At 69.0% G+C, this 26,188-nt stretch carries 26 protein-coding genes; 14 read left to right on the forward strand and 12 right to left on the reverse strand.

Features of this window, described 5'->3' with window-relative positions:
• Window positions 1-26: 26 nt before the first annotated feature.
• Window positions 27-1,259, forward strand: a complete 1,233-nt coding sequence (locus GSI01S_RS09260) for an aminotransferase family protein (protein WP_006896286.1) — start codon at window positions 27-29, stop codon at window positions 1,257-1,259.
• Between the two features lie 280 nt (window positions 1,260-1,539).
• On the opposite strand, the gene ahpD is transcribed toward GSI01S_RS09260, so the two are convergent.
• On the reverse strand, window positions 1,540-2,079 hold the full coding sequence (ahpD, locus tag GSI01S_RS09265) for an alkylhydroperoxidase, AhpD family (protein WP_006896287.1): 540 nt from the start codon (window positions 2,077-2,079) through the stop codon (window positions 1,540-1,542).
• Window positions 2,080-2,134: 55 nt separating this feature from the next.
• Entirely contained in the window at window positions 2,135-2,722 is a 588-nt protein-coding gene (locus GSI01S_RS09270; protein ID WP_006896288.1) for a peroxiredoxin, read from the reverse strand.
• Window positions 2,723-2,860: 138 nt separating this feature from the next.
• Between GSI01S_RS09270 and GSI01S_RS09275 the strand changes: the two genes are divergently transcribed.
• The gene (locus GSI01S_RS09275; RefSeq protein WP_039867354.1) at window positions 2,861-3,847 is read left to right on the forward strand and encodes a hydrogen peroxide-inducible genes activator; all 987 of its coding nucleotides are present in this window, start codon (window positions 2,861-2,863) and stop codon (window positions 3,845-3,847) included.
• Here GSI01S_RS09275 and GSI01S_RS09280 read toward each other — a convergent pair.
• Together GSI01S_RS09280 and GSI01S_RS09285 are read right to left on the reverse strand one after the other, a co-directional pair.
• Window positions 3,831-5,975: a DEAD/DEAH box helicase gene (locus GSI01S_RS09280; protein ID WP_039867356.1), complete on the reverse strand. Its 2,145-nt coding sequence runs from the start codon at window positions 5,973-5,975 to the stop codon at window positions 3,831-3,833. The genes GSI01S_RS09275 and GSI01S_RS09280 overlap by 17 nt on opposite strands.
• On the reverse strand, window positions 5,972-6,988 hold the full coding sequence (locus GSI01S_RS09285; protein ID WP_006896291.1) for a proteasome assembly chaperone family protein: 1,017 nt from the start codon (window positions 6,986-6,988) through the stop codon (window positions 5,972-5,974). Before GSI01S_RS09285 ends, GSI01S_RS09280 begins: the two co-directional genes overlap by 4 nt.
• Before the next feature lie 142 nt (window positions 6,989-7,130).
• On the opposite strand from GSI01S_RS09285, the gene GSI01S_RS09290 reads away from it, so the two are divergent.
• Together GSI01S_RS09290 and GSI01S_RS09295 are read left to right on the forward strand one after the other, a co-directional pair.
• A complete protein-coding gene (locus GSI01S_RS09290; protein WP_006896292.1) occupies window positions 7,131-7,763 on the forward strand; it encodes a hypothetical protein in 633 nt (210 codons plus the stop codon).
• A gap of 110 nt (window positions 7,764-7,873) precedes the next feature.
• Window positions 7,874-8,986 (forward strand): DUF4192 domain-containing protein, encoded by a 1,113-nt coding sequence (locus GSI01S_RS09295; protein WP_006896293.1) that lies wholly within the window; start codon window positions 7,874-7,876, stop codon window positions 8,984-8,986.
• Between the two features lie 11 nt (window positions 8,987-8,997).
• On the opposite strand, the gene GSI01S_RS09300 is transcribed toward GSI01S_RS09295, so the two are convergent.
• Window positions 8,998-9,678: an iron-dependent transcriptional repressor DtxR gene (locus tag GSI01S_RS09300; RefSeq protein WP_006896294.1), complete on the reverse strand. Its 681-nt coding sequence runs from the start codon at window positions 9,676-9,678 to the stop codon at window positions 8,998-9,000.
• A 125-nt stretch (window positions 9,679-9,803) separates the two neighbouring features.
• Here GSI01S_RS09300 and GSI01S_RS09305 point away from each other — a divergent pair, with 125 nt between their 5' ends.
• Window positions 9,804-11,048, forward strand: coding sequence for an acetoin utilization protein AcuC (locus GSI01S_RS09305; RefSeq protein WP_006896295.1), 1,245 nt, complete (start codon window positions 9,804-9,806; stop codon window positions 11,046-11,048).
• Complete coding sequence (locus tag GSI01S_RS09310) at window positions 11,041-13,833, forward strand: bifunctional acetate--CoA ligase family protein/GNAT family N-acetyltransferase (RefSeq protein ID WP_006896296.1); 2,793 nt, start codon at window positions 11,041-11,043, stop codon at window positions 13,831-13,833. Before GSI01S_RS09305 ends, GSI01S_RS09310 begins: the two co-directional genes overlap by 8 nt.
• A gap of 64 nt (window positions 13,834-13,897) precedes the next feature.
• Here GSI01S_RS09310 and GSI01S_RS09315 read toward each other — a convergent pair whose 3' ends face one another.
• Entirely contained in the window at window positions 13,898-14,896 is a 999-nt protein-coding gene (locus tag GSI01S_RS09315; RefSeq protein WP_006896297.1) for a sigma-70 family RNA polymerase sigma factor, read from the reverse strand.
• Between the two features lie 120 nt (window positions 14,897-15,016).
• Window positions 15,017-15,607, reverse strand: coding sequence for a TetR/AcrR family transcriptional regulator (locus GSI01S_RS09320; protein ID WP_006896298.1), 591 nt, complete (start codon window positions 15,605-15,607; stop codon window positions 15,017-15,019).
• A 33-nt stretch (window positions 15,608-15,640) separates the two neighbouring features.
• Here GSI01S_RS09320 and zapE point away from each other — a divergent pair, with 33 nt between their 5' ends.
• Window positions 15,641-16,714: an AFG1/ZapE family ATPase gene (zapE, locus tag GSI01S_RS09325; protein ID WP_233500081.1), complete on the forward strand. Its 1,074-nt coding sequence runs from the start codon at window positions 15,641-15,643 to the stop codon at window positions 16,712-16,714.
• Here the strand turns inward: zapE and map are convergent.
• The gene (gene map, locus GSI01S_RS09330) at window positions 16,701-17,486 is read right to left on the reverse strand and encodes a type I methionyl aminopeptidase (protein ID WP_006896300.1); all 786 of its coding nucleotides are present in this window, start codon (window positions 17,484-17,486) and stop codon (window positions 16,701-16,703) included. The two genes, zapE and map, sit on opposite strands and share 14 nt — an antisense overlap.
• A 78-nt stretch (window positions 17,487-17,564) precedes the next feature.
• Between map and GSI01S_RS09335 the strand changes: the two genes are divergently transcribed.
• Entirely contained in the window at window positions 17,565-17,876 is a 312-nt protein-coding gene (locus GSI01S_RS09335; RefSeq protein ID WP_006896301.1) for a helix-turn-helix domain-containing protein, read from the forward strand.
• A gap of 3 nt (window positions 17,877-17,879) precedes the next feature.
• Here the strand turns inward: GSI01S_RS09335 and GSI01S_RS09340 are convergent, their stop codons facing one another.
• Window positions 17,880-18,296 (reverse strand): DUF3099 domain-containing protein, encoded by a 417-nt coding sequence (locus tag GSI01S_RS09340; RefSeq protein WP_006896302.1) that lies wholly within the window; start codon window positions 18,294-18,296, stop codon window positions 17,880-17,882.
• A 35-nt stretch (window positions 18,297-18,331) separates the two neighbouring features.
• Between GSI01S_RS09340 and GSI01S_RS09345 the strand changes: the two genes are divergently transcribed.
• Window positions 18,332-18,562: a DUF3039 domain-containing protein gene (locus tag GSI01S_RS09345; protein ID WP_006896303.1), complete on the forward strand. Its 231-nt coding sequence runs from the start codon at window positions 18,332-18,334 to the stop codon at window positions 18,560-18,562.
• 7 nt (window positions 18,563-18,569) lie between these two features.
• On the opposite strand, the gene GSI01S_RS09350 is transcribed toward GSI01S_RS09345, so the two are convergent.
• Complete coding sequence (locus tag GSI01S_RS09350) at window positions 18,570-19,679, reverse strand: YihY/virulence factor BrkB family protein (RefSeq protein WP_006896304.1); 1,110 nt, start codon at window positions 19,677-19,679, stop codon at window positions 18,570-18,572.
• Window positions 19,680-19,867: 188 nt separating this feature from the next.
• Here GSI01S_RS09350 and GSI01S_RS09355 point away from each other — a divergent pair, with 188 nt between their 5' ends.
• Window positions 19,868-21,616, forward strand: coding sequence for a DEAD/DEAH box helicase (locus GSI01S_RS09355; RefSeq protein WP_006896305.1), 1,749 nt, complete (start codon window positions 19,868-19,870; stop codon window positions 21,614-21,616).
• A 50-nt stretch (window positions 21,617-21,666) separates the two neighbouring features.
• Here GSI01S_RS09355 and GSI01S_RS09360 read toward each other — a convergent pair whose 3' ends face one another.
• Entirely contained in the window at window positions 21,667-21,852 is a 186-nt protein-coding gene (locus tag GSI01S_RS09360; protein WP_006896306.1) for a DUF7455 domain-containing protein, read from the reverse strand.
• 124 nt (window positions 21,853-21,976) lie between these two features.
• Window positions 21,977-22,600 (reverse strand): TetR/AcrR family transcriptional regulator, encoded by a 624-nt coding sequence (locus GSI01S_RS09365; protein WP_006896307.1) that lies wholly within the window; start codon window positions 22,598-22,600, stop codon window positions 21,977-21,979.
• A 164-nt stretch (window positions 22,601-22,764) separates the two neighbouring features.
• Between GSI01S_RS09365 and GSI01S_RS09370 the strand changes: the two genes are divergently transcribed.
• From GSI01S_RS09370 to fabG, 4 genes are read left to right on the forward strand one after another with little or no spacing between them, the layout of a single operon-like run.
• Window positions 22,765-23,532: an SDR family oxidoreductase gene (locus GSI01S_RS09370; protein WP_006896309.1), complete on the forward strand. Its 768-nt coding sequence runs from the start codon at window positions 22,765-22,767 to the stop codon at window positions 23,530-23,532.
• A complete protein-coding gene (locus tag GSI01S_RS09375; protein WP_006896310.1) occupies window positions 23,532-24,362 on the forward strand; it encodes an SDR family NAD(P)-dependent oxidoreductase in 831 nt (276 codons plus the stop codon). Before GSI01S_RS09370 ends, GSI01S_RS09375 begins: the two co-directional genes overlap by 1 nt.
• Window positions 24,359-25,435 carry an NADPH:quinone oxidoreductase family protein gene (locus GSI01S_RS09380; RefSeq protein ID WP_006896311.1) on the forward strand — a complete coding sequence of 359 codons (1,077 nt, stop codon included), beginning with the start codon at window positions 24,359-24,361 and terminating at the stop codon, window positions 25,433-25,435. The genes GSI01S_RS09375 and GSI01S_RS09380 overlap by 4 nt, the downstream gene beginning before the upstream one ends.
• The gene (fabG, locus tag GSI01S_RS09385) at window positions 25,432-26,187 is read left to right on the forward strand and encodes a 3-oxoacyl-ACP reductase FabG (protein WP_006896312.1); all 756 of its coding nucleotides are present in this window, start codon (window positions 25,432-25,434) and stop codon (window positions 26,185-26,187) included. The genes GSI01S_RS09380 and fabG overlap by 4 nt, the downstream gene beginning before the upstream one ends.
• The last annotated feature ends 1 nt before the right edge of the window (window position 26,188 follow it).

Consider the following 26,188-nt stretch of genomic DNA (forward strand, 5'->3'; position numbering starts at 1 on the left):
CCGGGGTGAAGTGCGATATTCAAGGCATGGGTTCTCTCTGGCACGGCTTTGCAGACATGGGTGCGGTGACCGCGGACGGACCGTTCATCGTGACGCGCGGACGCGGGACGCGTGTCTACGACGACAGCGGCAGGGAATACATCGACGCCACCGCGGGTCTGTGGTTCGCCAACATCGGTCACGGTCGCACCGAGGTGGCCGACGCGGTGGCGCGGCAGCTGTCGACGCTCGCGCACTACTCGAACTTCGGCGACGTGGCGTCGGAGATCACCGTCGAACTCGCCGAGCGCATCGCCGCGATCGCGCCGGTACCGGGTTCGAAGGTGCTGTTCACCTCTGGCGGCAGTGATTCGGTCGAGTCGGCGGTCAAACTGGCGCGCCGGTACTGGGTCGAGCAGGGCGCGCCCGACAAGACGATCGTCGTCGGACGCAGCCGGGCGTATCACGGGATGCACGTCGCGGGCACTTCGCTCGCGGGCATAGACGCCAACGGCGAGGGCTACGGCGAGTTGATGTCCGACACCGAGACCGTCGCGTGGGATGACGCGAAGAGTCTCCTGGGGCTGGTCGAGCGGATCGGAGCCGATCGCATCGCGGCCTTCATCGCCGAGCCGATCCTGGGCGCGGGCGGAGTGTATCCGCCGCCGGAGGGCTACCTGCGCGAAGTCCGCGAGATCTGCCGCGACCACGACGTGCTGTTCATCGCCGACGAGGTGGTCACCGGGTTCGGCCGTATCGGGGCCCGGGAGTGGTTCGCCTCCTCCCGATTCGGTCTCGATCCCGACATGATGACCACGGCCAAGGGACTCACCAGCGGGTATGTGCCGATGGGCGCATTGGTGGTCGCGCCGCGGGTGGCGGCGCCGTTCTTCGCCGGCGGCACGTGGTGGCGCCACGGATACACCTACGGCGGCCACGCCGCAGCGGCAGCGGCCGCACTGGTGAACCTCGACATCATCGAGCGCGAGGGACTGCTCGAGACGGCGAGCCGTCTCGAGTCCGACCTCGCCGCGGCGTTCGCGCCGCTCGCGGAGCTGTCTCAGGTCGGCGAGGTCCGCACCGGTCTGGGAGCAGTGACGGCGGTACAGCTCGCCGACCCGTCGAAGGGAGCGGCCGCCGTGACGAAGCTGCGCGAGCACGGTGTCAGCGGCCGGGTGGCCGGTCAGGGCGCACTGCAGATCTCGCCGGCGTTCATCATGACCGCGGACGAGGTGGGGGAGCTCGCCGATCGGGTGGCGAAAGCCGTGCGGGAGCTGTAGCCACCGATATCGACGGCCACCACATCGATACCCCGAAGCCTCCCCGGAAAACCCGTTGCGGCCGCTCCGGGCATCGGCGTAGCGTTCTGCTCGTCAACAGGGAAGGAGGTGGTCCGAGAAATGGTGAATTTCAGGACTGAGGAGGTGGCCGCCGCCTGACCGACTGACTGACGTCAGACGGCGGTTGCCCACCTGAAATGACGGCAGGCCCCGAGCACGTGAAGTTCACGCGCTCGGGGCCTGCCCGCATGTGGCCCGCAGTGGTGCGGGCGGCAGTCCGTCAGACTCCCGCGGCGGCGAGTGCCTCGGCGGAGGTGATCGCCTGGCCGACGCCGGCCACGATCGACGCGGCCTTGAGGGCCTCGAACACGACCTCGCGGTCCTGCCCGCCCTCACGGACGACGTTCTCGTGCGCGCCGACGCAGTGCTCGCAGCCGTTGATCGCCGACACCGCCAGCGACCAGAGCTCGAAGTTCACCTTGTCCACGCCCGGGTTGCCGATGATGTTCATCCGCAGACCGGGACGCAGGTCGTCGTACTTGCCGTCGAGGAAGCCGCGGCCGCGGTAGAACACGTTGTTCATGCCCATGATCGAGGCGGCGCCGAGGGCGGCGTTGTACGCCTCCGCCGACAGGTTGTCGGCGGCTTCGTCGGCGATCTCACGCAGCACGGTGGCGTTGCGGGTCGCCGCGGCGGTGGCCAGCAGCGTGCCCCACAGCTGCTCCTCGTTCAGCACCGTGGTGCGGCTGATCGAGGAGAGGTTCAGCTTGAGATCCTTGGCGTACTCGGGGAGTGCGTTCTTCAGGTTGTCGATGCTCATATCGCTCGATCCCTTCGAGTGTGAGGTGGCGTGGGAGATCCGGGAACGGCCGGAATCAGACGCCCGCGCTCATGAGCTCGCCCGCGTTGATGGTCGGGTCGCCCTTGCGCCAGTTGCAGGCGCACAGCTCGTCGGACTGCAGGGCGTCGAGCACGCGCAGGACCTCGTCGACGTTGCGGCCGACCGAGCCCGCGGTGACCGACACGAACTGGATCTCGTTGTTCGGGTCGATGATGAAGGTGGCGCGATCGGCGACGCCGTCGGCGTTGAGGACGCCGGTGGCCTCGACCAGCTCGCGCTTGAGGTCCGAGAGCATCGGGAAGGGGAGGGTCTTGAGGTCCTCGTGCTGGGCGCGCCACTGGAAGTGGACGAACTCCGAGTCGATCGAGGCGCCGAGCACCTGGGTGTCGCGGTCGGCGAACTCGTCGTTCAGCTTGCCGAAGGCGGCGATCTCGGTGGGGCAGACGAAGGTGAAGTCCTTCGGCCAGAAGAAGACGACGCGCCACTTGCCCGCGTGGTCGTCGCTGGTGACCGTGGTGAAGTAGTCGTCCGGCTGCTGCGCGTCGACCTTCGAGAGGTCGCCGCCGATGACGGCGGTGAGGTTGTAGGCCGGGAACTGGTCGCCGATGGTGAGCAGAGCCATGTGTGTACTCCTTCAATTCGGATTCATGTTGCGGGAGAGAAGATTCCGGCGGAGAAACGGTCGGTTTCCCGCCTGGAGTCCATTCTGCCCGAAACCCAGTGAAAAGCAAATGCGATAGTAGTCACTATATTGATAGGCATGACCGATCAAAGTTATCAGCCGCCCATCACCGCACTGAGGGCGTTCGTGTCCGTGGCGAAGCACTTGCACTTCGGCTCCGCCGCAGCCGAACTCGGGGTCAGTCAGCCCTCGCTGTCACAGGCGCTGGCCGGACTGGAGGCGGGGCTCGGACTCCGGCTCGTCGAACGGACCACCCGGCGGGTGATGCTGACGGCGGAGGGCCGCCGGCTGCTCGGGTCGGCGATCGCGGTGTGCGACGCCGTCGACGACTTCCTGCTCGATGCCGCCGGCGACCTCGACCCGCTGTCGGGGACTCTCCGGTTGGGATTGATCCCGACGATCGCGCCCTACATCCTGCCCCGGGTGCTGCACGGGCTCGCCGAGCGCCGACCGGCGCTCGATCTGCTGGTGGTGGAGGATCAGACCGACCGTCTGCTCGGACAATTGCGCGACGGAGCCCTCGATGCGGCGGTCCTCGCCCTGCCCGCCGGCGCACCGGGGATCGGCGAGATCCCGATGTACGCCGAGGACTTCGTCCTCGCGCTGCCGCAAGGACATCCGCTCGCCGGACGGAAGCGGCTGTCGCCGAAGATGCTGGAGGATCTTCCGCTGCTGCTGCTCGACGAAGGACACTGCCTGCGCGACCAGGCTCTCGAAGTGTGTCAGCTCGCCGGCGTCTCACCCGATCTGCGTCAGACGCGGGCCGCGTCGCTCACGACCGCCGTGCAGTGTGTCGAAGGCGGTCTGGGAGTGACGCTGATCCCGCAGACCGCGGTGGCCGTCGAGACCGCGGCGGGCGGACTCGCCACGGCCGAGTTCGCGCGTCCGCGGCCCGGCCGCACGATCGGCCTCGTGTACCGGGAGTCGTCGGGCCGGGGCGAGGCCTACCGCGCGCTGGCCGCCGACATCGCCGAACTGGTGGCCGACGGAGGCGCGGTGACCCCGGCGGGCACGCGGTCCGGCGGCACCGACGGCACCGCCGTCGACCTCACACCTGAGCGGTGAGCTGCTCCCACTCGTCGATGAGGCTGGAGTCGACGTCGCGGATCAGATCGCCGAGTTCGTCGGTGATGTCCTCGATCTCGTCGGTGACCGCCGACATCGGCAACCCGCTGTTCAGTGCGCGGTAGCAGTCGGTCAGGTACCGCAGGACGACGCCCTCGCTGCGCGCGAGCCCTAGGTCGGAGATGAGCTCGGTGAAGGTCATCGACCGCTCCCGCATGTACCGCAGGACGGATTTGGGCGACGGGGGAGTGTTCGCCAGCCAGGGATGGCCCCGGCGATAGGTCTCGTATGCGAAACCGATCTCCTCGGCGAGCGGCTGCGGCCACGTGATCTGCTCGAGTCGCTCCATGCGCTCCTCGTACTCGATCCCGTCGGCCTTCATCTCGGCGACGGCGGCGTCGCGCGCCTGCTTGCGCTGCGCGACGAGCACGGGGCGCGGATCGTCGAGGGTGCATTCGAGTATCGAGATCACATCGAGCGCGTAGGTGTCCGAATCGGTGTCGAGGAGTTCGAACGCGGCGACCGCGAACGCCGAGAGCGGATTGGTGAGGGCGAAGTTCTCCGGCAGGTCGATGGAGAGTTCCACGTGCTTCCCGTCCGCCGCGGGCCGGTCGAGCTTCGTCACGATCCCGGTCTCGCACAGGTCGCGGTACAGCGCGATGGTGTGCTTGATGTGGCGCAGTTGCCGCGAGCGCGGTTCGTGGTTGGTCTCGAGCAGATGCCGCAGCGCCGCGAAGCAGTCGCCGGGCCGTTCGAGCACTTCCATCAGCATCGCGGTGGTCATCCGGAAATGCGACTTCAACTCTTCGTCGGGAGCGTCGATCAGCGTTTCGAAGGTCTTCTCGCCCCAGCTGACGAACCCCTCGGGGGCTTTGCGGCGCACCACCTTCCGCAGCTTCTTGGGGTCGTCGCCCGCCTTCGCCACGGCGCGCGCGTTCTCGACGTCGTGTTCGGGTGCCTGGGCCACCACGTAGCCGACGGTGTCGAAACCCGCCCGGCCGGCACGGCCGGCGATCTGGTGGAACTCCCGCGCTCGCAGCCGGCGCACCCGGTGGCCGTCGTACTTGGTCAGGCCCGCGAACAGCACGGTGCGGATCGGTACGTTGATGCCCACGCCGAGGGTGTCGGTTCCGGCGACCACCTTCAGCAGGCCGGCCTGCGCCAGCCGTTCGACGAGCCGCCGGTAGCGGGGGAGCATGCCCGCGTGATGCACGCCGATGCCCGACCGCAGGAGTTTCGACAGGGTGCCACCGAAGCCGGTCTGGAACCGGAAGTCGCCGATCGCCTCGGCGATGGCCGCCTTCTCCTCCTTGTCACAGATCTTCACCGACAGCAGCGCCTGGGCGCGTTCGACGGCCTGCTGCTGCGTGAAATGAACCACGTAGACCGGCGCCCGGCCGGCGTCGATCAGCTCGGCGATCGTCTCGTGGATCGGGGTGATCGCGTATCGGTACTGCAGTGGCACGGGCCGCTGCGCACCGGTCACCGGCACGGTGGTGCGGCCGGTGCGGCGAGTGAGGTCGTCGACGAAGAAGTCCATGCTGCCCAGCGTCGCCGACATCAGCAGGAACTGCGGCTGCCGGTCGACAGCGGTCTCGGGCGACGGATCCGGCAGTTCGATCAGGGGGACCTGCCAGGCCCAGCCGCGGTCGGACTCGCCGTAATAGTGGAATTCGTCGGCCACCAGGACGCCGACGTCGGATCCGGCGCCGTCGCGCAGGGCGATGTTGGCGACGATCTCGGCGGTCGCGCACACGATCGGCGCGTCGGCGTTGACCGACGCGTCGCCGGTGAGCAGACCGACATTGGCGGCACCGAACTGATCGCACAGATCGAAGAACTTCTCGCTGACCAGGGCTTTGATCGGCGCTGTGTAATACGCGCGCCGCCCCCGGCAGAGCGCGAAATAGATGGCGCCGGAGGCGACGAGCGACTTGCCCGATCCGGTCGGCGTCGCCAGGATCACGTTGCTGCCCGAGACGAGCTCGAGGAGCGCCTCCTCCTGATGCGGGTACAGGTCGAGCCCGCGAGACGCCCACCACGTCGTGAACCTCTCGAATGCGAGATCTTCGTCAGTGGTGGGCGTCAGCGGAACGGTGTCGCTCGGTTCCGTGGCCGGCGTCGTCAGCTCGGATCACGTCCTTGTGTGTCGTCGGGTCCGGTGTCGCTCTCGTCGTCCGGCTCCGGGAAGGCGCCGTCGCCGAGTCCGTCGAACTCCGCGGCGTGTTCGGCCAGGAACCGCTCGAACTCCGCACCCAGTTCGTCGCCCGAGGGGACGTCCTGGTCGGCGGCCAGCAGCGAGGCCTGCTCGTTCTTCGCGCGCATGTAGGCGTCGTACTGGTTCTCCAGCGACGTGACGACGGCCGCGACCTCCGCATTGGAGGCCACCTCGCCGTCGATCTGCTCGCGCATCTGCTCCGCGGCGTTCTCGAGCGCCGCGACCGGCAGATCGAGACCGGCGACCTTTCCGATCGCCTGGATCAGTGCGGCGGACGCGCCGGGATAGTTGGCCTGCGCCAGGTAGTGCGGAACGTGCGCGGACAGGCCCGCGGTGCGGTAGCCGGCCTGGCCGAGCCGCAGTTCGAGGAGCATCGACGCGCTGGCGGGCAGCTTCATCGGGTTGCCCCAGCGGTTCAGGTCGCCGAGAGCGTCCGAATCGTTGCCGTGCGCGGTGATCGAGGCAGGCCGCGTGTGCGGAACCGCCATCGGGATCGAGTTCAGACCGACCACCTGCGAGACGCCGAACCGCTCGGCGAGTGCGGTGATCGCGGTGGTGAACTGCTCCCAGCGCAGGTCGGGCTCGGGTCCGTCCAACAGCAGGAACGGAACCCCGGCGTTGTCGCGCACCGCGTGGACGGTGAGCTTGTGCATGTCGATCCCGTCGAACTCCACACCGCTGAAGGAGATCATCGGCCGCCGCGACCGGTAGTCGATCAACTCGTCGGTGTTGAACGTCGCGACCAGTTCGGAGTCGAGGGCCTCGCGCAGGTGCGTCGCGGCCAGCGCGACGGCGTGTCCGGCGTCGGCGTAGCCCTCGAGGGCGTGGATCAGCACCGGTCCGTCGCCGTCGGCGCCGTACACGGCGGGAGCCGGGAACTCGAGATCGTAGAGCTTGCGGGGGTCGTCCTGCCGCTCGTCCATGGTCTCTCCCTTCGAATGTGACATCTCATTGTCCCGTACGGGACTCATCGCGTTCAACACGGCTCCGCGGCGGGTCATTCCCGTGTCGCGGCCGCGCGGATGGCACAGTGGTGGTGTGCGACTTGTTGCTGGAGTGAAGTCTGTGGCTGCCGTGTTGATGGTGGCCGGGGCGGCGTCGGCGTGCGCCGTGACGGGAGAGGCAGTCCCGTCACTGGACCTCTCGTCGAAGTCGGTACCGAGTTCGGCATTCCCCTACGGCCCCGGGCAGCCGGTCCCGTCCGCCCAGGTCCCGGGCATCCTGGCGGACATCACGTTCCGTCCGCTCCGCGGTGAGAACACCCCGGCCGACTGCACTCCGGCGCCGGTGGATGCGCCGACGGCGAGGGTGCTCGTGGGGCCGGGAGGGCCCGCGCAGGGGACGCTGACCACGATGGTGGTGCGCGCCACCGACAGCTTCGACGACTTCGTCGCGCGGGCTCGCCGGTGCGGGGAGTTCGCTCTCGGCGGAACGGTCGGCACGTCGGTAGCGACCGAGGTCACTCCCGTCGACGGCGGTGTTCCCGGAGTCCGGCTCGAGCGCCGCATCCGAATGGGACCGGCCGATCAGCCCGCGCCGCCGCCGACGAGTTCGGTGACCGAGTTCGTGGCGCAGCAGGGGGACATCCGCGTCTACGTGCAGAATCGGCGTCCGGGCGGCGACGATCTCGGCGCCGAGGAACTGGGCGCCACTCGCACGCTGTTCGACGCCGCACGGACACGCGCGTTCGGCGGCTGACGCACTACCGACGGGCGAACGCCCAGGTCGATCTGTGCATCGACGCCTTGTCGGTCAACATCGGCCGGCGGGGTCTTCCCGGCCGGCCGCGTCGAGGCCAGCGTGGGTGCATGACCAATTCACTCAGCATTCCCGCAGGCGGCCACACCGACGGTCGCTCCGATCCCGACAAGTTGCTCGCCGCGGTCCCGGGACTGCTCGGCTTCGTGCCCGAACAGTCGATCGTGCTGCTGGTGTTCGGTGCCGACCGCACTGTCGTGGCGACCATGCGGCACGATCTGTGCCTGACCAAGAACGGTTCGCCGTCCGCCGGCATGCGGCAACTGTTCATCCGGTTGGGGACGCTCGCGGCCTCCTACGGGGCCATCGGCACCGTCGCGGTGATCGTCGACGACCGCTACCCGCCCGACGACGACCGCTACCGCGCCGTCGCGGCGGCTGCGAACAAGGGCTTCGGCCCCGCGGGCGGACTGTCCGCGGCGTTCGCGATGGCACAGGCCGCCTCGGGCAGCCGGTGGCACACCGTGTGGCGACCGGCCGGGGGCCGAGCGGCGCCCTATCCGTTCACCGCGGCGGTGCCGGCCACCGGAGTGCTGTCGGACCCCAACGCCTCGCCGACCGCGCTGGAGCGCGCGGTCCACTCCGGCAGACGGATTCTGGCGCGGCGGTCGGAGATGCTTGCGCTGCTGTCGCCGGAACCGCACTGCGCCCGGGCGGGCTGCCGCGGCGTGTCACCGGTTCCGGTGCGGCACGAACCCGGCCGCGTCGACGCGCAGGGGCTCGCATTCGCGCTGGGAACGCTGGCCCGTTTCAGCGCCGGCGACACCGATCTGACGTGCGCGGACGTGAACACCCTCGCCGAAGCGCTGGTGTCGGTACATGTGCGCGACGCGCTGCTCGGACTCTCGCTCACCGAACAGCGCGGCGCGGCGGAGGATCTGTGGCGCACCCTGACCAGACGGCTCGACGGCCATGCCCGCGCGGCGGCGGCCACACTGCTCGGGCATCTGCACTACATGGCCGGGGAGGGCGCGTACGCGGGCGTGGCGTTCGGCGTGGCGCACGACGCCGACCCCGACTACCATCTCGCGAACCTGCTCGACACCGCACTGATCAACGGCATGCGACCGAGGGAACTGCGCGGACTCGCCGAACTCGCATACGAGATCGCCGAGAGCCTCGGCGGCCCTCTGCCCGCCCCGGTGCACGAGCCGGCCGGCTGACCGTGCGGTGATCAGGTCTTGTTGACGAAGATCGCGTGCGAGATCTCCGAGGACAGCGTCAGCCCCTCGTGTCCGGGAGTGTTGATGATGACCGCACGGGGTGTCACGTTCACCGACACGCGTGCGTTCGGCACCACGCCGGCCTGCCGCAGCTCGGAGATCAACTCCGGGTCGGCCTGCGCGTGCTCGGACATACGCGTGATCACGACGGTGCTCTCGCCCTGAGGGAGGTCGACGAGCCGCACCGAGGTGTCCTCGCGCGCACTGGCCTCGACCCCGAGCTGCTCCAGCCCGGGAATCGGATTGCCGTACGGCGACGTCGTCGGGTTGTCGAGGACCTCGACGATGCGCCGCTCGACGTTCTCGCTCATCACGTGTTCCCAGCGGCAGGCCTCGTCGTGCACCTCGTCCCACGGCAGACCGATCACGTCCACCAGCAGCCGCTCGGCCAATCGGTGCTTGCGCATCACTGAGATGGCCAGATTGCGGCCCTTGTCCGTGAGTTCGAGATGCCGATCGCCCGCGACGCGCAGGAGCCCGTCGCGCTCCATGCGGGCCACCGTCTGCGAGACCGTCGGTCCACTCTGTTCCAGGCGCTCGGCGATGCGAGCGCGCAGCGGGATGATCCCCTCCTCCTCAAGGTCGTAGATCGTCCGCAGATACATCTCTGTGGTATCGACAAGATCGTTCACGAAGCCTCAGTCCTTTCGCCTCAGTTCAGGTTACCTGTAAGGCAGGGCGTCAGGGGCACCTGATGCAGTCCCCGAGTGGCGTGAAACCGTTAGCGTGACAGGGTGATGCGAAAAGAGGCGAGGCGATGAGTGCGGCGATCATCTGGAGCGAGCACTTCATGGAGTACAAGTGGGCCTACACCCACCCGATGAGTCCGGTGCGCCTCGCCCTCACGATGTCGCTGGCGCGCAGCCTCGGTGTGCTCGACGACGTGGACACGATCGAGCCGCTGCCGGTGGACGACGGGCTCCTGACCACCGTCCACACGCAGGGTTACGTCGACGCGGTCCGGGCCGTCAGCTACGGCACCGCCTCGCTCAACGGCCCGGTCCTCGAGCGTCTCTTCGGCCTCGGCAGCGCGGACAACCCGATCTTCGAGGGCATGCACGATGCGGGAGCGATGCTGGTCGGCGGCTCGGTGGCCGCGGCCGCGGCGATCGCGTCCGGAAGTGTGCGCCGAGCGGTCAACATCGGCGGCGGCATGCATCACGCGATGAAGGGCCACGCCGCCGGCTTCTGCATCTACAACGACTGTTCGATCGCGATCCGCTGGCTGCTCGAGCACGGCTACGACCGGATCGCCTACATCGACGTCGACGCGCACCACGGAGACGGCGTGCAGGCCGAGTTCATCGGCGACCCGCGGGTGATGACGGTGTCGCTGCATCAGCACCCCGCGACGCTGTGGCCCGGCACCGGCTGGGCCACCGAAGTGGGCGAGGGACCGGCCACGGGCACCGCGGTGAACGTCGGACTGATGCCCGGGCTGCCGGACTCGTTGTGGCTGCGCGCCTTTCACGCCGTCGTTCCGTCGATGGTGGAGGCGTTCAAGCCGCAGATCCTGGTGACGCAGATCGGTGTCGACAGCCACCGCGACGACCCGCTCACCGACCTGGCACTGACCGTCGACGGCCACGCCGCCGCGGTCCGGGCGTTGCGCGAACTCGCCGACCGGTACTGCGAGGGACGCTGGCTGGCCGTCGGCGGCGGGGGATACGGCGTGATCAACGTGGTCCCGCGCAGCTGGACGCATCTGATCGGCGCGGCGCTCGATCGCGACGTGCCCGCGCAGACCCGCATCGGGGACGACTGGCTCGCCGGCGCGCAGGATCTGGCGAAGACGGTTCACCCCGACTACGCGCGGCCGCCGGAGGCCACGATGGGAGACGGCGGCGTCACCGACTTCGTCCGCTGGGACGGCGACGGCAGCGCAGAACCACCCGACGGCGTCTCGGAGACCGCCCAGCGGCAGACCGACAAAGCCATCATCGCCACCCGCCGAGCGGTGTTCCCGCTGCACGGCCTGGACCCGGAGGATCCTCGTGACTGACACGCCCGACACCGGATCGACGGACACCGCGAGCGATACGGAGGACACGCCGACGACCGAGGACGCGCTCCCGCGCGAGTACCCGCGGCAGTGGAGCGCCGACGTCCTCGCCTCGGACGGAGGCGTGGTTCACATCCGGCCCATCATGCCCGCCGACGCCGACCTGCTCGTCGAGTTCCACAACGGTCTCAGCGAACGCACCCGCTACATGCGGTACTTCGGTCCGACGCCGACGCTCCCGCCGCGTGAAGTGGTGCGCATGACGACGGTGGACTACCGCAACCGCGTCGCCCTGCTGGCCTTCCTCGGCGACCGGGTGATCGCGATGGGGCTGTACGAGGGGCTCGCGGCGGACGGTAAACCGACGTCCGCCGAGGTGGCCTTCGTGGTCGCCGACGATCACCAGGGCCGTGGGTTGGGTCCGATCCTGCTCGAGCACCTGGCGGGTGCGGCGGCGGAGAACGGCTTCACCCGGTTCGAGGCGGAGGTGCTGTCGGAGAACCCCAACATGGTGGCCGTCTTTCGTGATGCGGGATATCAGATCAGCCGGGCCTTCGACGGCAGCACCGTGCACGTCGAGTTCCTGATCGATCCCACCGAGGCGCTGACGGCGGTGCGCAACGCCCGCGAGCGTGCCTCGGAGGCACGCAGCATCGCGAATCTGCTGCGTCCTTCGTCGGTGGCCGTCATCGGTGCCTCCGCCGACCCCAAGAAGGTCGGCAACGTGTTGCTGGCGAATGTGCTCGCGGCCGGCTTCACCGGGCCGGTGTTCCCGGTGAACGGTTCGGCGGTGGCGTCCGAACCGGACGACGCTCAGCCGCGCCGCGGTCCCGGACGACCGCCGCGCACCGCACCGCCGTCGGTGCGCGGGATCCGCTCCTATTCGACGGTGCGCGACATCCCCGACCCGGTGGATCTGGCCGTCATCGCGGTGCCTGCCGCCCGCATAGACCAAGTGCTCGACGACTGTCTCGCCAAAGGCGTGCGGACCCTGGTGGTGGTGTCGGCGGGCTTCGGTGAGAAAGGCGAGGCCGGGCTGGAGAACGAGAAGCGGCTCGCCGAACAGGTCCGCGCCCACGGAATGCGCCTGGTGGGGCCCAATGCGCTCGGCGTGGTCAACAACCATCCCGACATCGCGCTGAACGCGTCATTGGCTCCCCGCATTCCGGGGGCGGGCCGCGTCGGATTCTTCTGCCAGTCCGGTGCGCTCGGCATCGCGATCCTCGACACCGCCGCCCACCGCCGGCTCGGCCTGTCGACGTTCGTCTCCGCGGGCAACCGCGCCGATGTGTCCGGGAACGACGTGCTTCAGTACTGGGACACCGACGACGACACAGACGTGGTGCTGCTGTACCTGGAGAGCTTCGGCAATCCGCGCAAGTTCGGGCGGATCGCTCGCCGGGTGGCGTCCAAGAAGCCGATCGTCGCGATCAAGTCGGGCAGCGGGGCGATGTCGCCGGTACACGCCCAGCGCACCGGTCCGGTGCGCGACGACCGCGTGGCACAGATGGTGCTGGAACAGGCCGGGGTGATCCAGGTCGAGACGATCGCGGAGCTCTTCGACTCCGCTACCGTGCTGGCCTACCAGCCGCTGCCCGACGGTCCCCGGACGGCCATCCTCGGAAACTCGTCGGTCATCGCGTCCCTGGCTGCCAACACCGCCCGCAGCTCGGGCCTCGAAGTGGTCTCGATCGTGGATCTGGGGCCGGCCGTGACACACGACGCACTGTCGGCCGCCGTCGCCGAGGCGATGAACGACGACGCGATCGACGCGGTGATCGTGGTGTTCGTCCCGCCGGTGGCCGTCGACTCGTCCGACTACGCGTTGGGCCTGCTGGAAGCGACCCGCCCGGCCGACGGAGGCGACGTTCCGACCAAACCGGTCGTGACGACCTTCCTCGCGGTGGAGGGTGTTCCGCCCGGTCTGTCGCGCACCGGACCGGACGGGCTGCCCGTGCGCGGGTCGATCCCGTCGTACCCGACGCCCGAGCGCGCTGCGAGCGCGCTGGCGCAGGCGTGGCGCTACTCCCGGTGGCGGTCGCGGCCGGCCGCCGCGCCCGCACCCATCCCGGATTCGCGGCCGGAGGACGCGCGCAGCTTCGTGCGAGAGGCGATGGCCGACGGCCCGCGCTCGCTCACTCCGCGCGAGGGGTCGTACGTGCTCGGGCACTTCGGCATCGAAGTGGTTCCGTTCCGGGACGTCCGGACGATGCACGAGGCGTCTGCGGCGGCGCGTGAGCTGGGATTCCCGGTCGTGGTGAAGTCCACCTCGCCGGCCTGGGTCGGTCGGGTGGACCGGGAGGGCGCCCGGCTGGACCTGTCCGACGCGACCGCGGTCATCACCGCGTTCAACGAACTGCAGACCCTCACCGGCGACTCGTCGCTCCAGGTGCAGCGGATGGCGCCGAAAGGCGTCGGGATGTACCTCCGCGTCTCCGACAGTCCGTCGTTCGGTCCGCTGATGTCGTTCGGCCTCTCCGGACGACTGTTCGAGGCGCTCGGTGACCGGAGCTTCCGGTCGATCCCGCTGACTGAGCACGATGCCAGGGAACTGGTCGACGAGCCGAGTGTCCGGACGCTGCTGGCCGAGGACCACACCGATCCGGACGCGCTGGTGGAGTTGCTGCAGCGGGTGTCGGCGCTGATCGACGACGTCCCCGAGATCCGCGAGCTCACGCTCGACCCGATCCTCGCCTCGCCCGACGGGATCTCGGTCCTGGGGTCGCACATAGATGTCGGCCCGGTGCCCACACTCGCGGACACCGGGCCGAGGCGGCTGGGTTGACTCGGGGGATCATCGACCGCAGCCGCCGGTCTGGGGCGGGACCGCGGCGCGGTCCCTCATCGGATCAGCTCGCGTAAGCGCGGAGCTTCTCGGCGCGGTCGCCCTGACGCAGCTTGGTCATGACCTCGCGCTCGATCTGGCGGACACGCTCGCGCGAGAGCCCGAAGGCGCGGCCGATCTGGTCGAGCGTGCGCGGCTGACCGTCTTCGAGGCCGTACCGCATCGTGATGACCTGCATTTCCCGCTCGTCGAGCGTCGAGAGCACCGAGCGGATGTCGGAGTGCAGGAGGTTCGCGATGACGACGGTCTCGGCCGAGGTGGCCTCGGCGTCCTCGATGAAGTCGCCGAGCGGCGCCTCCTCGTCGTTGCCGACGGGCATGTCCAGGCTCACCGGATCGCGGCTGTGGTCCATCAGATCGGCGATCTTCTCAGCCGGGATGCCCGATTCCAGGGCCAGTTCCTCGTCGGTGGCCTCCCGGCCGAGCTGCTGGTGCAGTTCGCGGCGGATACGGGCCAGCTTGTTGACCTGCTCCACGAGGTGGACGGGCAGGCGGATGGTGCGGCTCTGATCAGCCATGCCGCGGCTGATCGCCTGGCGGATCCACCAGGTCGCGTAGGTCGAGAACTTGTAGCCCTTCGCGTAGTCGAACTTCTCGACGGCGCGGATCAGACCGAGGTTGCCCTCCTGGATGAGGTCGAGCAGCGGCATGCCCCGGCCGGTGTAGCGCTTGGCCAGGGAGACCACCAGGCGCAGGTTCGCCTCGAGCAGATGCGCGCGAGCCTGTTCGCCCTCGCGGACGAGAATGGCGTAATCGCGCTTCTTTGCCGGGCTGAGGCGCTTCTTGGTGGCCAGGAGATGCTTCGCATACAGCCCGGCCTCGATGGCCTTGGACAGGTCGACCTCCTGCTCAGCGGTCAGCAGAGCGGTGCGGCCGATGCCGTTGAGGTAGACGCGGACGAGGTCGGCCGAGGGTGACTGCGCATCCAGATCCTGCTCGGTGAGAGCCGGGCGAGTACGGGTGGAACGAGCTTCGGACGGGCGGGCAATCGTCGAGTGAGCCATGCGACCTCCTGGAGATGCGTTTCATCAGTGCGTTCACCAGGTCCAACGTCGCGGGTGCCGGAAAGGTTCCCCGTGGTTGCTGAGAAGTTGCTTAGTCTACCGCTGCGCGGTGGAATCGGCTCATTGGACCAGGTCAGGAAAGTAACGACCGATCGCATCCCGAAGTTCCCGCGCATCGCGCACCGTGCCGGAGAAGTAGGCGAGAGCCGTGACGCCCTCGCAGAACACCATCAGATCCTCGGCCAGATCGTCCGCACCCCGCTCGCGAGAGACACGGGAACGGGCGGCGAAGAGCGCGATGGCTGCGGACCGGGAGAAGAGGCACTCGCTCAGCGCCGTCGCCGTGCCGGCTTCGGCGGCGTCCGGGGCGAGGGCGTAACGGGCACGCACATCGCGCATCCGCACGCCGGTCAGATGGTGAAGATAGTCGGCGATGACCGTGCCCGGTGACGTGCCCGACGACTCGGCGGTCGCCGACACGCGGTGGAAGGCGGCGCGCGAGGTCCGGGTCAGATGCGCGATCGCGCCGCCGAGGAGTGCTGCACGGGTGCGGAAGTAGTAGGACGTCGATCCCTTGGGCAGGTCGAGAGTCCGGTCGACGGCCGAGTGGGTCACCGCGCGGTTGCCGCCGGCGGCGGCGAGGTCGAGCGCGGCCTCGCAGATCGCCTCACGGCGATCGGTCCTGGGAGTGAGATCGGGCACGGCACTCATTGAATCACCCTCTACGAACATAGAGTGTTCGTTATGTGGAAGTGGCGAGAGCAGCGAGCGATGCGTGCGGACCGGGAGCGCCGCGCCGCGGTCCGTGCGGCAGTGCATCAGCGCGCGGCACGGGAAGGGCTGCGTCTCACCGATGGACAACTCGCCGTGCTGCGGTTGCTGTCCGGTGAGGAGAACGTCTACCTCCACGGTCCGCCCGGCCGCGGTAAGAGTTGGCTCGTCGACGCCGTGATCGCGGCACTCGGTGCGCGCCGATGGCATCTGCACGAGTTCTTCCGGGATCTGCACGACGGTATCGGTGCGACCGGCGGGCTCGCCCCGAGCGTGTCCGCACTGGTCGGTTCGGCGCGGGCGGTCTGCCTGGACGAGTTCACCGTCCACGACCCGGCCGACGGAGTGCTGCTCGACCGAGTGCTGCGTGAGTTGCACCGCCGCCGGATCCGTATCATCGTGACCTCGAATCGCGCGCCCGCCGAGCTGATGCCGAACCCGTTGTTCCACTCTGCATTCGAGCCGACCATCGCGACGATCGAAGACATCTTCACCGTCGCGACCCTGGACGACGGCCGCGATCTGCGGGAGGCGGGTGCGGCGGTCGTCCTCGCCGCCGGCGGCTTCCGTCGGGGGCGTTGGACGATCTGCGGTGCGGGATCCGTGCGACGCGCCGGGGGCGGCCGCCCGGTCCCCTCCGGCGAAGAGATGGACGAAGAGGGGACGGTGGAGTTCGGGTTCGGCGAGTTGTGCGAGGTCCCCGCCCATGTATCGGACTACCTGTCGCTGGCCGAGCGCTTTCCGCGCTGGCGGGTGACGATGCCCGACGAGTGCGTCGCCGGCCCCGACGCGCTCGCCCGGTGGGCGGCACTGCTCGACGTCGCCCACGATCGCGACGTGGAGTTGACCGTCGTCGCGAGCTTCGGGCCCGGCGAACTCGCGGACCTGCTGCGTTCTCGGCTGCCCGACGCCGCTCGCGCCGTCAGCCGAATGTCGGCGTGGACGGTCGAGACTGCAGCGACGGTGGAGACTGCAGGCACTGTCGAGACTGCGGACACTGTGGAGACTGCAGACACTGTGGACACGGCGGCTGTCAGCGAGCGGTGAGGACGGTCGGTCCGTCCTCGGTAATCGCCACGGTGTGCTCGGAGTGCGCGGTGTTGCTCCCGTCGGCCGAGCGGATCGTCCAGCCGTCGGCGTCGTAGACGATCTCGTCGGTTCCCGCAGCCCACCACGGTTCGAGAGCCAGTACCATTCCGGGCTTCAATCGGAGGCCGCGGCCGGCGCGTCCGACGTTCGGGACATGTGGATCCTCGTGCATGGTGCGGCCGAGACCGTGGCCGCCGAAGTCGGTGTTCACGCGGTAGCCGTCGGCGGCGGCGACGGCGCCGATGGCGGCGGAGATGTCGCCGAGTCGGCCTCCGGGAAGGGCGGCCGCGATGCCGGCCTCGAGAGCACGGCGAGTGGAGTCGATCAGTCGTGCGTCGGGATCGTCGGTGCGGGACGCGACGTCGTCGTCGAAGCCGACTTGAACGGTGATCGCCGAATCTGCAGTCCAGCCATCGATCGAGACGGCGAAATCCATGGTCAGGAGATCGCCGCGTGCGAGGACGTGCGGGGCGGGCAGGCCGTGCAGCACGGCGTCGTTCACGGACAGGCAGACGACGTTGCGGAACGGTCCTCGGCCGAAGGAGGGGGAGTAGTCCCAATAGCAACTGACCGCGCCGCGATCGGCGATCAGCCGTCGTGCGTGATGTTCCAGATCCATCACGTCGACGCCCGGGCGCGCGAGACGTGAGAGGTCGGTGAGGACCTCGGCGACGAACGCGCCGGTGACCGCCATCTTCCCGATCTCATCCGGCGTTTTGAGCTCCATCATCGTCATCTCCCAGCGTTGGTATTTAAATACCGACACTGTAGCAGCCCCGCGGTATTCGAATACCGCTAAGCTGCGGGTATGGTTCGTCTCCCGTTGACTCCCGAGCAACTCGCCGCAGGCAGACGCCTCGGAGTCCTCTTCCGCTCCGCACGGGCCGACCGCGATCCCGTGCGGGTGGCGGCCGCAGCCGGGATCTCGCCGGAGACATTGCGCAAGCTCGAGTCCGGCCGGATGCCGAGCCCGAGTTTCGGGACCGTCGTCGGGCTGTGCGCGGCGCTGGAGATGCCGGTCGACGATGCGGTCGCGACCTGGCTGGCCGACGGCGTGGACGGCGACCGAGTGGACGGCGACCGTATCGGCGGCGGACGCGACGAACGCGCGGTGGGCTGAGCCCTACTCGCGTTCCGGGCGCTCGGGATCGGGACGTCCCTCCACCTCGGATTCGATGATCCGGTGCGACCGGTCGTCGTAGCGATCGCGATGCGGCTCGGGCGCGATCTCCGGCTGCACGGTGCGGGTGCTGCCGTAGTGATACATCGGGACCTCGCCGTGCTTGCGGGGTTCCCGGTCGTTGGCCTTGAGGACGGCGATCCACGGAATCGGGATGGACGCGACGATGATCGCCAGTGCGATCCAGCCGTTCTGCGTGACGCCGTACACGATCGACGCGATGATCAGTGCGGGGATGCGGATCGACATCATCAGGAAATAGCGGCGCTTGCGGGCGCGGAAGACGGCGTCGCGGTCGGGTTCAGCGCTGGTGATCAGGAAGCTGTCGCCGTCACCATCGCGTCCTCGTCGTTCCGCCATACCTCCATGGTTGCACAGTGGTCCACAATGGAGTCATGGCTACTCAGACGATCGAACGCCCGGACATCGATGAACGCACTGAGGAGGACGATGACACTCCGAAAGTCTTCCACTATGTGAAGAAGGACAAGATCGCCGAGAGCGCGGTCATGGGTACTCACGTGGTCGCCCTGTGCGGTGAGGTCTTCCCGGTCACCAAGTCCGCGAAACCCGGCTCGCCGGTCTGCGAGAAGTGCAAGAAGATCTACCAGAAGATGAAGAAGTAACCGATTCTCAGCGGGCGGTCGGGGCGGGTCCGTCGGGATCGTCCCCGTCCCGGCCGTCGTCTCTGTCCCGGCCGTCGCCCGACCCGCGGCCGTTCAGTGCGCGATTGCGCAGTGTGTCGGTCAGTTCGGTGGTCTGGCTGGTGACCCAGTTGCGCACCACCCCGCCGCCGCGCGGCGCCGGCCACAGTTCCTCGATCGAGGCGTTCAACTCGGCTCCTACGACGATCGCGAAGCCGAGGAAGAAGGTGAACAGGAGGAACGCGATCGGCGTCGCGAGGGCGCCGTAGGTGTAGCCGGCGCGGGTGAGCGCGGTCAGGTAGAAGCGCAGGACGTACGTCGCGACCCAGAAGAAGACACCCGCGAACAGGGCGCCCGGCAGCAGCCGGTGCCAGGGCGCCGGATGCGGCAGCGCGAACCGGTACAGCGTCACCAGCGCGCCGATCAACAGCACCCCCACGAACGGGAAGTAGCCCCAGTCGACCAGATCGGAGATCGCTGGATCCCACGCGTCGGGCAGGATCTGGTGCAGATACGTCGGCCCCAGTGCCACCAGCGGCAGCACCAGGACGCCGGAGACCAGGAAGACCATGTAGATGAGCAGCGCGAAGATGCGTTGCCACACCGGGTGGCGGATCTCGTGCTGTCCGTGTGCGTGCACGATCGAGGAGACGAAGCACGACATCGCCGACGATCCCGCCCACAGCGACATCACGAAGCTCACCGACATGATCGCCACTCGGCCCCGCCCGAGGACGTTCTCGACGGTCGGAGCGATGAGGTCGTCGACCACGTTCGGTGTGAAGGCGTGTTCGGAGAACGAGATGATGCGCTCCGTGATGATCTGCACGGTGTCGGGGCCGAACCAGTCGGCGATGTATCCGAGGCTGCCCAGTACGCCGAGCAGTAGCGGGGGGAGCGACAGAGCCTGCCAGAACGCCGCCTGCGCGGCCCAGCCGATGATCGAGTCGTCCCAGGACTTGACCGTCGTCCGCCACGCCAGACGAGGGATTCCACGTATCACTTCGGGCAGGCTCGCCCGGCTCTGCCGGTCGTCCTGACTCGCGTTCTCCTCGCCGTCGGTGGGCGCGTGGTGCTCGGTGTCGATGCCTACCAGCATGGCGGATGGGCGCCACGCCCGGAGCGAGCGCCCCGCCGGCGGGCGTGGCGCGCAGGCGTGCGGCGGCGACCGCGAGGATGTCCGGCGGCCGGGATAGACTCGTGGAGGTTTTCTCGCGAGGAGGGTGCAGGAGCAGGGTGACCAGCACGGAGACAGAAGTCGGGTCCGGGACGACAATCGGTGACGGGGTGGACGAGGTCGACGGTGAGACTGCTCGGCGCGTGGGATCGGGCGCGCCGCTGCGCGCCTGGCAGCGGCGGGCGCTGACGAAATACCTGACCAGACGGCCGAAGGACTTCCTCGCCGTCGCGACGCCGGGTGCCGGAAAGACGACCTTCGGGCTGCGCGTGGCCTCGGAACTGCTGGCCGACCGGACCGTGGAACGGATCACCGTCGTCGCGCCGACCGAGCATCTCAAGCACCAGTGGGCACAGTCGGCCGCGCGCGTCGGCATCGCGCTGGACTCGAACTTCTCCAACTCGACGGGGTCGACCAGCTCGGACTTCGACGGTGTGGTCCTGACGTACGCACAGGTGGCGGCGCACCCGTCCCGCCACCGCGTCCGCACCGAGCAGTACCGGACGCTGGTGATTCTCGACGAGATCCACCACGGCGGCGACGCGAAATCGTGGGGCGACGGGATCCGGGAGGCGTTCAGCGATGCGGAACGACGGCTGTCGCTGACCGGAACACCGTTCCGCTCGGACGATTCCCCGATCCCGTTCGTGACCTACGAACCGGAGCCGGGCGGTGGGCAGCGCTCGAAGGCCGATCACTCCTACGGCTACGCCGACGCCCTGCGCGACGGCGTGGTCCGGCCGGTGGTCTTCCTCGCATACTCCGGTCAGGCGAGCTGGCGGACCAGCGCGGGTGAGGAGTTCACCGCCCGGCTCGGTGAGCCGCTCTCGGCCGAGCAGACCTCGCGCGCCTGGCGCACCGCGCTCGACCCCCACGGCGACTGGATCCCCGCGGTCCTCTCGGCAGCCCACCGCCGGCTGATGAAGCTGCGGGACTCGGGTGTGCCGGACGCGGGCGGACTGGTGATCGCGACCGACCAGCAGACCGCACGCGACTACGCCGAGCTGCTGCTGTCGATGACCGGCAAGAAGCCCGCGCTGATCCTGTCCGACGATCCGAAGTCGTCCTCGCGGATCGCCGAGTTCTCGGCGAGTCAGGACGAGTGGATGGTCGCGGTGCGCATGGTGTCCGAAGGCGTCGACGTGCCGCGGCTGGCGGTCGGGGTGTACGCGACCAATGCGTCGACCCCGCTGTACTTCGCGCAGGCGATCGGCCGATTCGTGCGGTCGCGGCGCCCGGGGGAGACGGCGAGCGTCTTCCTGCCCTCCGTGCCGGTGCTGCTCGACCTGGCGAGCAAGCTCGAGGCGCAGCGCGATCACGTGCTGGGCAAGCCGCATCGCGAGTCGGACGGACTCGAGGACGGGCTCCTGGCTCAGGCCAACAAGCGCGAGGACGAGCCGGGCGAGGACGAGAAGACCTTCGAATCACTGCACGCCGACGCCGAACTGGATCAGGTGATCTACGACGGTTCCTCGTTCGGCACCACGACACTCGTCGGTTCCGACGAGGAGTCGGACTATCTGGGACTTCCCGGACTGCTGGACGCCGACCAGGTGCGAACGCTGCTGCAGCAGCGGCAGGCCGACCAGGTGACACGACGGTCGGCCGCGGCCAAGGCGCGTCCCGCCGATGACGCTCAGGCGCAGGCCGCTCCGAACGCCGCTGAACGGCAGACGGGGGAGAACTTGCACGCCCTGCGAAAGGAGCTGAACACCCTCGTCGCGCTCCATCACCACCGGACGGGCAAGCCGCACGGCCAGGTCCACAACGAGCTGCGCACTCGCCTGGGCGGTCCGCCGACGGCGATGGCGACCGCCGAACAGTTGCGCGAAAGGATCAAAGCCCTGCGAACCTGGTAGGTTCGCAGGGCTTCGAGCCTGGAGTCAGCCGGCCGTGACCGGCGCGGCGGTCAGCCGACCACCGCCCCGATCTCGACGAGGCGGGCCTCGTGATCGTTGTAGTGGTGGAGGCAGAAGAGCAGCTCTCCACCGGTCGGCAGGGTGGCGCGCACCTTGGCAGCGGCGCTGCAGCGATCGCAGCGGTCTGCGGCAGTCAGCGGCGTCCTCGCGGGTGCGGTCGTGGCGATGTCGCTCATGTCGTCCTCCGTCCCATAGCCGGCGAACCGCGAATCGGTTCGTCGTCCTTCACTCTGTCAGACGAATACCGGCCCCTGAATGTTCCCGGTTGGCCTCGGTGTGTCGCAAATCAATTCATTCGGACTACGGATCGGGCCGATCGGCGCGCACCGGAGCGGCGCCGACCACGCGGAGGGCGATGCCCGCGTAGAAGTCGCCGAGCCGGCTCGGGTCGAGCGGGCCGGACTCGGAGTACCAGCGAGCGATGTCGATCCCCATCGACAGGAGCGAGTTGGTGGTCGTGTGGGGATCGTCGACGTCGAATGCGCCCGAGGCGATCCCGGCGTCGACGATCGCCCGCACGCGCCGAGTGATCTCGCGGCGGAGTTCGACGATCTCGCGGCGGTGTTCGGGAGTCAGGCTCGTGAGTTCGTAGTTCACGATCCGTGCGCTGGTGTGTCCCCTCGCGTGCCACTCGGCGAATGCGCGTATCACCGAGGCGAGCCGCTCTGCCGGGTCCGCACCGGGGTCGTCGGCCTGCTCGACGGTCGCGAGGGTGGCCTGGTGGCCGGTGTGCGAGAGCTCGAAGAGCAAGTCTTCCTTGCTGCGGTAGTGGACGTACACCGCCGCCGGACTCATGCCGGCGGCCGACGCGATGTCGCGCGTCGTGGTGCCGTGGAAGCCGCGTTCGGCGAAGGCCTCCAATGCGGCGTCGAGCAGACGCCGCCGGGTGAGCTCGGATCGGGACGGAATGCTCTCGTCGTTCACGCTCGCCTCCTGTGTGCCGGGTCGGTGCCGCACGGTCTCGGATATGAGCCGGGCCGCATCCGGCGAGACCGGTTGACGGATGTCTCACCGTGGTGCAAGGTGGATCGTAACAGCTAAGCAAGCGCTTAGTCAGAGTTCACCGCAGTTCATGACAAGGAGACTCCGTGGCACAGATCGATCCTCAGCGCTTCAAGGGCCAGACGGCCATCGTGACGGGCGCCAGCCGCGGCATCGGGTTCGCGATCGCCGAGCGGCTGATCGCCGAAGGCGCCAAGGTCACGATCACCGCTCGCAAGAAGGAGGCCCTCGACGACGCCGTCGAACGGCTCGGCGGTGCGGACGTGGCACTCGCGGTACCCGGTCGCGGCGACGACCCCGACCATCAGGCCGATGCGGTGGCGAAGACCGTCGAGCGCTTCGGCAGTGCGGATCTGCTCGTCAACAACACCGGTATCAACCCGGTCTACGGACCGCTGATGGACATCGATCCCGAGGCCGCACGCAAGATCATGGACGTCAACGTTATCTCGGCGCTGCGCTGGGCGCAGGCGGTCAACCGGGCCTGGCAGGGCGAGCACGGCGGTGCGATCGTCAACGTCGCCTCCATCGCGGGTCTGCGCCCCGCACCGGGCATCGCCTTCTACGGGGTGTCGAAGGCCGCGGTCATCCATCTCACCGAAGAGCTCGCGTGGGAGCTCGGACCGAACATCAGGGTCAACGCGGTGGCTCCGGCGGTGGTGAAGACGCGGTTCGCCACCGCCCTCTACGAGGGTCGCGAGGAGCAGGTCGCCTCGGCGTACCCGCTCAAGCGATTGGGGGAGCCGGACGACATCGGTTCGGTGGTGGCCTTCCTGCTGTCGGCCGACGCGGGCTGGATGACCGGACAGACGCTCGTCGTGGACGGCGGCGTGCTCCTCGGCGGCGGCGCCTGATGAGCGGCGCGGACCCGGCGGCCTTCGATCCGGCCGGTAAGACGGTCGTCGTCACCGGAGCGGGCAACGGCATCGGCGCCGGGCTCGCCGTCGCAATGGGTGCGCGGGGTGCTCGGGTGGTGGTGGCCGATCTCGATGCGCAGGGCGCCGAACGCACGGTGGCGTCGATCGCGGGCGCGGGCGGAACCGCGGTGGCCGCACCGGGCGACGCCGCGTCGCAGGACGGCGTGGACGCCCTGATCGCGACGGCCCGCGAAGCCTACGGTCCGATCGACGCGTGGTTCGCCAACGCGGGAGTCGACCGAGGGCGCGGGCTCGAGGCTGACGACGCCGACTGGGAGCTCTCGTGGAATGTCAACGTGCTCGCGCACGTGCACGCGGCGCGCCGGCTCGTCCCGGAGTGGATCGAGCGCGGCGGCGGACGGTTCGTCGTCACCGCTTCGGCGGCCGGACTGCTGACCATGCTCGGCGCTCCCGCGTATTCGGTGACCAAACACGGCGCCGTCGCCTTCGCCGAATGGCTGTCGGCGACCTATCGGCATCGAGGAGTCGTGGTGCAGGCGATCTGTCCGCAGGGCGTGCGCACCCGGATGCTCGATCAGTCCGGGCCCCTCGAAGAACTGCTCAGCCATGACGTCGCACTCTCCGTGGACGACGTGGCGGCGGCGGTCGAGGCGGCCCTCGACGGCGACGACTTCCTGATCCTGCCGCACCCCGAGGTGTCCGGCTACTACCGGGCGAGGGCCGGCGACACCGACCGCTGGCTCGCGGGCATGAACAAACTGCAGCGCAGGCTCGACTCGGCCCGGTCCGCGGGAGAGCCGCGATGAAGGCGTGGCGGGTGCAACGGCTCGGCGAGCCCTCTGAGGTGCTGCACCTCGCCGACGTCGACCTCCCGGAGCCGGGACCTGGGCAGGTGGTGGTGCGGGTACTCGCCTCCGCGGCGAACTTCCCGGACGTCCTCATGTGCCGCGGGCTTTATCAGGTGCGGCCGGAACTGCCGTTCACCCCGGGAGTGGAACTGTGCGGTGAGGTGACCGCTCTCGGTGAGGGCGTCGCCGGGCTGTCGGTCGGCGACCGGGTGCTCGGCGGCGCGGTGCTGCCGTACGGCGGTTTCGGCGAGTACGCGGTGATGGCCGCCGCCGAGACCTTCCCGGCGCCGGAGTCCCTGGACGATGCGCAGGCCTCGTCGCTGTTCATCGGGTACCAGACCGGCTGGTTCGGACTGCACCGTCGAGCCCGGATCCAACCGGGGGAGACCCTGCTGGTGCACGCCGCGGCCGGCGGGGTCGGCAGTGCCGCGATTCAACTGGGCAAGGCCGCCGGCGCGAAGGTGATCGGCGTGGTCGGCGGATCGGCCAAGGCCGGGGTGGCTCGCGCGCTCGGCGCCGATGTCGTGGTGGACCGGCACGCGGAAGACTTCGTCGAGGTCGTCAAGTCCGAAACCGGCGGTCGCGGCGCCGACGTGATCTACGACCCGGTCGGCGGCGACACCTACCTGCGGTCCACCAAGTGCATCGCATTCGAGGGGCGGATCCTGGTGATCGGCTTCGCCGGCGGCACCATCACCGAGACGGCGCTGAACCACGCGCTCATCAAGAACTACTCGGTGGTCGGACTGCACTGGGGTCTGTACAACAGGTACGCGCCCGACCTCGTCCGCGAATGCCACGCCGAGCTCACCGCGCTCGCCGACTCCGGAGCCATCGCGCCCCTCGTCAGTGAGCGGCTGCCACTGGAGGAAATCCCCGACGGCCTGCAACGGCTCGCCGACGGCAATACCGTCGGACGCGTGGCGTATCAGGCCACCCCGAGCGGACTCACCGGCCGCTCCGCCCGATCCCGCACACCCGAATCCCGCACATCCGAATCAAGTACGTCCTCGAAGGAGAGAACTCTATGACCACCCAGCGCATTGCGATCGTGACCGGCGCCGCTCGAGGCATCGGTGCCCAGGTGGCGCGCCGTCTGGCCGACGACGGTCACGCCGTGGCCGTCTTCGATCTCGACGAAGCGGCCTGCCAGAGCGTCGCCGACGAGATCACCGCCGCCGGCGGCAGAGCGATCGGTGTGGGCGTCGACGTCTCGGACGAAGTCAAGGTGGAGGCCGGCGTCAGCCGGGTCGCGGCCGAACTCGGGCCGCCGACGATCCTGGTCAACAATGCGGGCATCATCCGCGACAACCTGCTGTTCAAGATGAGCGTCTCCGACTGGGACTCGGTGATGGCGGTGCACCTGCGCGGTGCCTTCCTGATGTCGCGCGAGGTGCAGCAGTACCAGACCAAGGAGGGCTGGGGGCGCATCGTGAACCTGTCGAGCACCTCGGCGCTCGGCAACCGCGGCCAGGCCAACTACTCGGCGGCCAAGGCGGGGATGCAGGGCTTCACCAAGACCCTGGCGCTGGAGCTGGGCCGCTTCGGCGTCACCGCCAACGCGATCGCTCCGGGATTCATCGCGACCGATATGACCGCAGCGACCGCCGAGCGCATCGGCGTCTCCTTCGACGACTTCAAGACCGCCGCGGCCAAGGAGATCCCGGTCCAGCGCGTGGGCGAGCCCGCCGACATCGCGCACACCGTGAGCTTCTTCGCGAGCGAAGGCGCCGGCTTCGTCTCCGGTCAGGTCATCTACGTCGCCGGCGGACCGAAGGCCTGAC

The sequence above is a fragment of the Gordonia sihwensis NBRC 108236 genome (assembly GCF_000333035.1).
In the GTDB taxonomy this organism is placed as follows: domain Bacteria; phylum Actinomycetota; class Actinomycetes; order Mycobacteriales; family Mycobacteriaceae; genus Gordonia; species Gordonia sihwensis.

Coding starts and splice junctions, on each gene's coding strand:
- GSI01S_RS09260 (WP_006896286.1), top strand. CDS start 27: ATGGGTTCTCTCTGGCACGGCTTTGCAGACATGGGTGCGGTGACCGCG.
- ahpD (WP_006896287.1), bottom strand. CDS start 2,079: ATGAGCATCGACAACCTGAAGAACGCACTCCCCGAGTACGCCAAGGAT.
- GSI01S_RS09270 (WP_006896288.1), bottom strand. CDS start 2,722: ATGGCTCTGCTCACCATCGGCGACCAGTTCCCGGCCTACAACCTCACC.
- GSI01S_RS09275 (WP_039867354.1), top strand. CDS start 2,861: ATGACCGATCAAAGTTATCAGCCGCCCATCACCGCACTGAGGGCGTTC.
- GSI01S_RS09285 (WP_006896291.1), bottom strand. CDS start 6,988: ATGGACGAGCGGCAGGACGACCCCCGCAAGCTCTACGATCTCGAGTTC.
- GSI01S_RS09295 (WP_006896293.1), top strand. CDS start 7,874: ATGACCAATTCACTCAGCATTCCCGCAGGCGGCCACACCGACGGTCGC.
- GSI01S_RS09305 (WP_006896295.1), top strand. CDS start 9,804: ATGAGTGCGGCGATCATCTGGAGCGAGCACTTCATGGAGTACAAGTGG.
- GSI01S_RS09315 (WP_006896297.1), bottom strand. CDS start 14,896: ATGGCTCACTCGACGATTGCCCGCCCGTCCGAAGCTCGTTCCACCCGT.
- GSI01S_RS09320 (WP_006896298.1), bottom strand. CDS start 15,607: ATGAGTGCCGTGCCCGATCTCACTCCCAGGACCGATCGCCGTGAGGCG.
- zapE (WP_233500081.1), top strand. CDS start 15,641: ATGTGGAAGTGGCGAGAGCAGCGAGCGATGCGTGCGGACCGGGAGCGC.
- map (WP_006896300.1), bottom strand. CDS start 17,486: ATGATGGAGCTCAAAACGCCGGATGAGATCGGGAAGATGGCGGTCACC.
- GSI01S_RS09335 (WP_006896301.1), top strand. CDS start 17,565: ATGGTTCGTCTCCCGTTGACTCCCGAGCAACTCGCCGCAGGCAGACGC.
- GSI01S_RS09340 (WP_006896302.1), bottom strand. CDS start 18,296: ATGGCGGAACGACGAGGACGCGATGGTGACGGCGACAGCTTCCTGATC.
- GSI01S_RS09345 (WP_006896303.1), top strand. CDS start 18,332: ATGGCTACTCAGACGATCGAACGCCCGGACATCGATGAACGCACTGAG.
- GSI01S_RS09350 (WP_006896304.1), bottom strand. CDS start 19,679: ATGCTGGTAGGCATCGACACCGAGCACCACGCGCCCACCGACGGCGAG.
- GSI01S_RS09360 (WP_006896306.1), bottom strand. CDS start 21,852: ATGAGCGACATCGCCACGACCGCACCCGCGAGGACGCCGCTGACTGCC.
- GSI01S_RS09375 (WP_006896310.1), top strand. CDS start 23,532: ATGAGCGGCGCGGACCCGGCGGCCTTCGATCCGGCCGGTAAGACGGTC.
- GSI01S_RS09380 (WP_006896311.1), top strand. CDS start 24,359: ATGAAGGCGTGGCGGGTGCAACGGCTCGGCGAGCCCTCTGAGGTGCTG.
- fabG (WP_006896312.1), top strand. CDS start 25,432: ATGACCACCCAGCGCATTGCGATCGTGACCGGCGCCGCTCGAGGCATC.